Annotated in this window: 2 protein-coding genes; one reads left to right on the plus strand and one right to left on the minus strand. The window is 58.4% G+C overall.

Annotated features, from left to right (window positions below; genetic code table 11):
* Positions 1-601 precede the first annotated feature (601 nt).
* The gene (locus WCB02_RS21595) at positions 602-808 is read right to left on the minus strand and encodes a hypothetical protein (RefSeq protein ID WP_423961250.1); all 207 of its coding nucleotides are present in this window, start codon (positions 806-808) and stop codon (positions 602-604) included.
* 1,557 nt (positions 809-2,365) lie between these two features.
* Here WCB02_RS21595 and WCB02_RS21600 point away from each other — a divergent pair.
* Positions 2,366-4,303 (plus strand): tetratricopeptide repeat-containing sulfotransferase family protein, encoded by a 1,938-nt coding sequence (locus tag WCB02_RS21600; RefSeq protein ID WP_423961252.1) that lies wholly within the window; start codon positions 2,366-2,368, stop codon positions 4,301-4,303.
* The last annotated feature ends 273 nt before the right edge of the window (positions 4,304-4,576 follow it).

Below are 4,576 nucleotides of genomic sequence, written 5' to 3' on the forward strand. Positions count from 1 at the left end.
CTCACGAACGTCGTGGTAGGCGCGGTTGGCTGGACGCTTACAGCTCATCAGGGGACTTTAGTTGAGCTCGCCCGATTTCGCCCTTGGTTTGAACTCAGATTTCAGAAACCGCATGATTGCCGGAAGAGCGAATCGTTTTCGCGCCAGCGAACAATGTGGGAAGTGGACCGCATTGCATTCGCTCTCGACGAGTGCCCACCAAATAGTCTTGCGTGGATTTGCCTAGGGGGTTTTAATTTTGGCGGCGGGTCCTTGGCAAACTACCTAGCACCTACCCCCTAGCTGTTAGCCATCTTTCCTGCCAATCCCTGCCGGCTCAAACCGGCGGGGATTTTCTTGTGTGCTCTGCACGGCAATTCAACTCTACAAGCCCCTCGAGCAGTTAGAACCTACCTCAAGCTCGCACGCATGTGCGGGCTGCGAGCGTGATGCCCGCCAATTGCTACAGCATCTGACCGGATACGTTTATGCCCGCGGCCGCTGGCTATGACGGCCGTAGCGAAACTCACTTCGCGGCGGCCCCAGAGCTGTTCGATGGCAGCCTGGAGATCAGCGGCGAGAAGTTCGGGTGTGCAGTCGTTCTGGTCGAGAGGGTTGGCGGTCATGTATTTGATGGTTCGGGTGCCGCAGATAACCGCAAATGGACCATTCGGTCGGGATCTTCGTCCTTCATCTGTAGCTCGGGCCAGTTGTCGCCGATATCTTCCGCATAAAAGACATCCTCGCCGTTGACGATCATGCAATCAGGGCGGACTACCATAGCTTCCGCCAAAGCTTTCGACCCGTCGAGAATGGACGCTTCACCCAATCGCCACCCGATCGACACCGGACCGCGGCTCTCGCGCGCAAAAATTTCGGAGCAGCTGACGACAAATCGAACGGGCGTGTTGGGTAAAAGTATTGGCGCGATTCTCCCTTGCTCACAGAGCTAGCTGCGGGTAAAGAACTCGCCGCTGCTTGAAGCTGTCCATGCTCGACGTGCTCGATGCCGTAACTACCGCTGTCTTGCACCTGTGACAAAACCTGTACGTTCGCACTCGCGTGAAACGAAAATTCTCTTTTCCTCGCGGGTAGCGATTAATTTTTACTCCTACGGTGTGCCGCGATATGTCACCGTGGCTTACATACTCCGAAACAAACTCACATCGGTATCAGGTTGCGTTACTAAATTGGTAGTTGGTCTTGATATGCGGAAGGTGGACTTCCGTCGACTGGGAACGGCTCGATGTATTCAAGAAAGCAATTCGCCGCATTGGAGCTCATGTGTCGTGAACGGGCCGCACTTGCCAAAAAAGAAATGGAATATTCATTGGCGGAGTACTGGCTCGCGGAAGCAGAGGAATGGAAAGACTTAAGGGATTTGTCTGACCCATTCATTGGAATAACGGCGAACCACTCAAGTGACACTCGAACCGCGCCTAACTCGAACGACACGCGATAGACGACACTTGTCGCCGCGTGAGTATGTCAACGAGTTCAAGGCGCTAGATGGAGATGGTGCGGGACCCTGCGGGCTGCTACCGGCAGGGTTTTCTTGTTTCACGCCCGCACCGGAGCAGGCCACCGGGAACGCAGGTGCCTTACCATAGCTTCCGCCAAACATTTCGACTCGTTGAGACTGGCCGCTTCACCGATCGCCGCCTGATCGACATACCGACCGCGACGGTCGCGGGCAAAGATTTCGAAGTCGTTTGCGAGGCGATTGTTTCCGGCGTCGCACGCATAAGCTAACAGCTCGAAGCGCACCATCAATTTCGACAAATATCCGCTCCGCCCGGATCCACGCGGCTCATGTCTCCATGTCGACATCAATCACTCTCGTCATCGAAAAAATTGCGAGCCGTCGCCGTGGAAATTAGAACCGGCACCGGACGTTCGGGAATCCCATCTCGAAGTGCTGGCGATCAAGCATTCGCGTCCAGCAAGATAGAAGCATCCGCGTAAGTGCATTGTGCGTCCGCTCGCGGCTTTCGGCGCGACGCTTCCACCCATAACGCAAAGAAATTTCCGCTGCCGCGTCAATTTTCCTGCGTCCCGGGTCCCTGCGAAGCAGCCTTGACGCCGACCGCTCGCGTTCGCGCTTCGACCGCATCGTCGGCAGCTTCGCCAACGATGCGGGCCGGAGCCGATATGGCCTGGTGAAGAGCCCCCGTCTTCCACAATCCGGCTTCATCGCGTCAATCGAAGTCAGCTTCCGCAGCCGACTCGCAGGGGTGCCCGCGGCAAAAAGCGCTGCTCGGGGCATGAACGAATACATAATAATGTATTCGCGCGATAGTTCAAGAAATGGCTTGTATTGCTAACGACGAGACATATCGTCCACTCCTGCTGTAGAGTTAGTTGCGGTGAGAATTGGAAAGATTCATTGAGCAACGTTGGCGTTGAAAACGACGGGCAGTTGCGTGTTGAAGTCGACCGCGCGCTGCAAATTGCTTCTGGCTTGCATGACGAAGGCAAATCGCGCGAAGCCGAGCGGATCTATCACGCCATCCTCGCGGAGGTGCCGGCCCATCACGACGCACTGTTTGGCTTGGGCCTGCTTCGTGCCCGGGCGGAGCAAATGGACGATGCGGCTGATCTGTTCACGCGCGCGATCGAGGCAGAACCCGCCTCGGCCGATGCCCTCATCTGGCTGGGCGTCGCCCTTGCCGAACTCGGGCGCCATGAGGAAGCCCTCACATACTACCAAAAGGGATTGTCGATCAATCCGGGCCATGCGGTGGGGCATTGTGGGCTCGGCGCGCTGCTCCGCAACGGCAGACGGATCGACGAGGCAATAACTCACTTTGAACGCGCGATCGCGATCAGGCCGGACTTTGCGGCCGCGCACTGCGCCCTGGCCGACATCCTCCACGAGCTCGATTTCCTGGACGACGCGATGTCCCACTACGAACAGGTCGTCGCTGTTCAGCCACGCCATGTCGAGGCCATGAACAACCTCGCCAATCTGCTCCAGAAGCTTGGGCGCTTCGAAGAGGCGATCGCTCTCTACGAGAGAGCCCTGACGATCAATCCCGAGTCAGCCGAGCTCTATTGCAATCTCGGCGGCGCCCTGATCGGCGCCTCTCGTGCCGAAGAGTCGATTGTGCAAATCGAAAAGGCCCTGCGTCTCGACCCGTCCAATGTCGCAGCCAACAAAAACCTAGGTTTCGCGTTCGAGGTTCTGGGCCGTATCGAGGATGCGGTGCAGGCTTACGAAAGGGCCTCGCCGCTGGCGCCGAGCGATGCGGAGATCCACCGCCACCTCGCCAACCTGCGGCGATTCACGCCCGGTGACTCACGGCTCGCGGCATTGGAGAAGCTGGCCGGAGACATGGCAAATCTGGACACGCAAAACCAGATTTCATTGCATTTCGCATTGGGCAAGGCTTTCTGCGATCTTTGCCATCATGAACGCTCGTTTCACCATTGGCGCACCGGAAATGCGCTCAAGCGTGCGCACCTTGCCTATCACGAACAAGAACGCGTGGACCGGTTCGAACGCATTCGGACGACCTTTACGTCCGAGCTGATGCAGCGGAACTCCGGCGAAGCTTGTCCCTCGGACCTGCCGGTGTTCGTCGTCGGCATGCCGCGGTCGGGCACCACCCTGGTGGAGCAAATCCTCGCGAGCCACTCCAAAGTCCACGGAGCCGGCGAGATCGAAACCTTGCGTCACGCCGTCGAGAATTTCAGAACGAAAAACGATATTGCAATGGAGTTTCCAGAGATGGTGCCTGCCCTGTCGCAGGGGGATCTGCGTGACTTCGGAGCCGACTATGTCGCGCTGACAAGATCCGCGACCCGAGTCGCCGGCTCGGCCGTTGAGCGGATCATCAACAAGCTGCCGGGAAACTTCGAACTCGTCGGCCTGATCCATCTGGCGTTGCCGAATGCCCGCATCATCCACGTCCGCCGCGATGCGGTCGACACCTGCTTCTCCTGTTTCTCTTTGCTGTTCGCTCACGGCCACCAGCCGTTTACCTATGATCTTGGGGAACTCGGCCGCTATTATCGCGGGTATGAAACGCTGATGCAGCATTGGCGCAGCGTGCTGGCGCCCGGCATGATGCTCGACATTCGATATGAAGATATTGTTGCCGATCTCGAAAAGCAGGCGCGCGCCATTGTCGATTATTGCGGCCTGGCGTGGGAGGAGCGCTGTCTCGCATTTCACGAGAGCAAGCGGCCGGTGAGGACATCGAGTCTGCTCCAGGTCCGCAAGCCGCTCTATCAGAGTTCGGTCGGACGGTGGCGTGCCTACGAGAGCTTTCTCCAGCCGTTGATAGAAGCTCTAAACGCGCCTCACGCCGTTCCGGCATGAGGCCGGGCTACCCGCGGGCCGGTCTGCCGGTGCAACCGCCTCAGCCGCCCGCTCCCGCAATTCACTGGGAATAGGTTTTCGGCACTGCGCAGCGTCCGTCGACCCGAGTCAATGCCGACAGACTCGCTTATCCCGGGCGCGTAGGACTTGAACCGCTCCCGGCTACGCCAGCGTGATGTGGCGTGGGGACGCCGCCGGGGGCCGCGGGCGCGCTCAATTCGGGAAAGAAATGCCCGATGAGCGACGCCATCTCGGCGACGAATCCTTCTAGGT

Source organism: Bradyrhizobium sp. (assembly GCF_049581145.1).
Classification (GTDB): Bacteria; Pseudomonadota; Alphaproteobacteria; order Rhizobiales; family Xanthobacteraceae; genus Bradyrhizobium.